Below are 1,989 nucleotides of genomic sequence, written 5' to 3' on the forward strand. Positions count from 1 at the left end.
TTTCATGATATATCTCCCAATTTGTGTAGGGCTTATTATGCACGCTTAAAAATAATAAAAGCAGACTTGACCTGATAGTTTGGCTGTGAGCAATTATGTGCTTAGTGCATCTAACGCCGGAGTTAAGCCGCCGCGCGTAGCGCGGTCGGCTTGAACGAATTGTTAGACATCATTTACCAACTGACTTGATGATCTCGCCTTTCACAAAGCGAATAAATTCTTCCAAGTGATCTGCGCGTGAGGCCAAGTGATCTTCTTTTTGTCCCAGATAAGCTTGCTTAGCTTCAAGTAAGACGGGCTGATACTGGGCAGGTAGGCGTTTTATTGCCCAGTCGGCAGCGACATCCTTCGGCGCGATTTTGCCGGTTATTGCGCTGTACCAAATGCGGGACAACGTAAGCACTACATTTCGCTCATCGCCGGCCCAGTCGGGCTGCGAGTTCCATAGCTTCAAGGTTTCCCTCAGCGCCTCGAATAGATCCTGTTCAGGAACCGGGTCAAAGAATTCCTCCGCTGCCGGACCTACCAAGGCAACGCTATGTTCTCTTGCTTTTGTAAGCAGGATAGCTAGATCAATGTCGATCATGGCTGGCTCGAAGATACCCGCAAGAATGTCATTGCGCTGCCATTCTCCAAATTGCAGCTCGCGCTTAGCCGGATAACGCCACGGGATGATGTCGTCATGCACGACAAGGGTGACTTCTATAGCGCGGAGCGTCTCGCTCTCGCCAGGGAAAGCCGAAGCCTCCATAAGATCATTGAGCAATGCTCGCCGCGTCGTTTCATCAAGCTTTACGGCCACAGTAACCAACAAATCAATATCGCTGTATGGCTTCAGGCCGCCATCCACTGCGGAGCCGTACAAATGCACGGCCAGCAACGTTGATTCCAGATGGCGCTCAATGACGCTTAGCACCTCTGATAGTTGGTTCGAAATTTCGATGGTCACCGCTTCCCTCATGATGTCTAACGGGCGAGGTAAGCCGACCGCAGAATGCGGGTCGGCTTGACCGAAATGTTAGAACCAGAAGCCAAAACGGATAACTTGAATTTGGCGACGGGCGCTAACCGTGAAAAAACGCTGCGCCACCGAGGCGGCACAGCACTGCAAAAACGATAGCTGCTTGCGCTTGCTACGCAAGGGCTAGAGGCCAAAAAGACTGAAAACCTGCGCAGCCCATGCAGGCGAAGCCCGGAAAAAAGGCAAAACAGGCACTGAATAACGCCTGAAAAGCTAAATGCCGTTTGAATAAACATGAGCTAAATAAAGCTGGGTTTCAGTGGTGCTAACGTTGGACGTAACGAGAGCCGGAGCGCAGCGGAGGGAACCAAAATGCGCAGCATTTTGGCGTCCCGTTGACGGAATGGTTAGCCGTTTCGACGCGCATAAACGGAGTGGGTGTACGGAATTACAGCTTGAATGGTTTCGGTTGAGACAAGCTCGAATTCTGTTTCGTTGAGCATTGGGAAGAAGGCGTCACCCTCGAAGGTTTGATGTACCTCAGATAGAAACACGCCGTGGGCGTGAGGTAGTGCCAGAGTGTATATCTCAGCTCCGCCCGCGACGTAGAGTTCATTGCCGAGTTCGGATGCCAAAGCGATAGCGTGCGACAGCGTTGAAACAACTACGCAGCCAGTGGCGCGGTAGTTAGCTTGGCGTGAGATTACCAATGTGTGACGGTTCGGTAGAGGCTTGCCGATAGACTCAAAGGTCTTTCGCCCCATGACAACGACTTTTCCCTCAGTGAGTCTGCGAAAAATCTTCTGCTCACCCGGAATTTTCCAGGGGATATTAGGACCATTGCCAATAACCCGATTGGCTCCCATCGCAGCAACGAGATAAATGCGTACTGATTCCGAGTTCATATGGCTAACTTTGTTTTAGGGCGACTGCCCTGCTGCGTAACATCGTTGCTGCTCCATAACATCAAACATCGACCCACGGCGTAACGCGCTTGCTGCTTGGATGCCCGAGGCATAGACTGTACA

General features: G+C 51.3%; 2 protein-coding genes and 1 pseudogene. All 3 read right to left on the reverse strand.

Features of this window, described 5'->3' with window-relative positions; all coding sequences use genetic code 11:
* Positions 1 to 122 precede the first annotated feature (122 nt).
* Positions 123 to 961: pseudogene (locus ACOTX5_RS26390) on the reverse strand (AadA family aminoglycoside 3''-O-nucleotidyltransferase).
* Positions 962 to 966: 5 nt separating this feature from the next.
* The gene (locus ACOTX5_RS26395; RefSeq protein WP_001336345.1) at positions 967 to 1,257 is read right to left on the reverse strand and encodes a DUF1010 domain-containing protein; all 291 of its coding nucleotides are present in this window, start codon (positions 1,255 to 1,257) and stop codon (positions 967 to 969) included.
* Positions 1,258 to 1,368: 111 nt separating this feature from the next.
* Entirely contained in the window at positions 1,369 to 1,866 is a 498-nt protein-coding gene (dfrA12, locus tag ACOTX5_RS26400) for a trimethoprim-resistant dihydrofolate reductase DfrA12 (protein WP_001083725.1), read from the reverse strand.
* Positions 1,867 to 1,989 lie beyond the last annotated feature (123 nt).

The organism is Enterobacter cloacae complex sp. IR5441 (genome assembly GCF_049238215.1).
Taxonomy (GTDB): Bacteria; Pseudomonadota; Gammaproteobacteria; order Enterobacterales; family Enterobacteriaceae; genus Enterobacter; species Enterobacter hormaechei_C.

Bases quoted from the DNA above. Each gene is read 5' to 3' on its own strand.
- ACOTX5_RS26395 (WP_001336345.1), bottom strand. From the start codon at position 1,257: ATGTTTATTCAAACGGCATTTAGCTTTTCAGGCGTTATTCAGTGCCTG.
- dfrA12 (WP_001083725.1), bottom strand. From the start codon at position 1,866: ATGAACTCGGAATCAGTACGCATTTATCTCGTTGCTGCGATGGGAGCC.